This is a genomic window from Carboxylicivirga linearis, from assembly GCF_018271995.1.
GTDB classification, from domain to species: domain Bacteria; phylum Bacteroidota; class Bacteroidia; order Bacteroidales; family Marinilabiliaceae; genus Carboxylicivirga; species Carboxylicivirga linearis.
This window is the reverse complement of the sequence record NZ_JAGUCO010000144.1, coordinates 1-497: the sequence shown is the minus strand read 5'-3', so window position 1 is coordinate 497 and position 497 is coordinate 1. Positions and strand designations below refer to the sequence as shown.

Genomic DNA, 497 nt, shown 5'->3' with positions numbered 1-497 from the left:
TGATGAATGATAGTGGATGGATCCAATGTCCATTAAGTTCAGGTACGCTTTTAGGTTCCAACTGGGTTTATGCGCGTCAAAAAGGCAATCATGTAGTTATATCTGGATTGTTTTCACCCACATCATCACCTTTAATATGGGATCTTCCGGAAGAAATAACACCACCATCTATTAATATTGGATGTACAGCTGTTAATGCAGCCTTTAATTTGGCTCAAATGGCAATTCTATCAGGTGATCCAAGAATTTTAGTAAATCAAATACAAGCTGTTAGTGGGCAGTATGCATTTAATATGAGTTACTACACTGGAGCATAGACTTTTTAACATGGCAAAACAACCTATAAATACACTTAAAGACTGGTTTAAAAGAGGTTTAAAACCTTTGCAGGAACAATTTTGGCATTGGATGGATTCGTTTTGGCATAAAGATGAACAAATTCCGGCTGCCAGTATTGATGGACTACAAAACTTGCTTGATGAAAAGGTGACAGATGC

At 37.0% G+C, this 497-nt stretch carries 1 protein-coding gene; it reads left to right on the top strand.

What is annotated here, in order from left to right:
• Positions 1–317: hypothetical protein (locus KEM10_RS24075; protein WP_212221036.1), on the top strand; the 317-nt coding region annotated here is incomplete at its 5' end.
• Between the last annotated feature and the right edge of the window lie 180 nt (positions 318–497).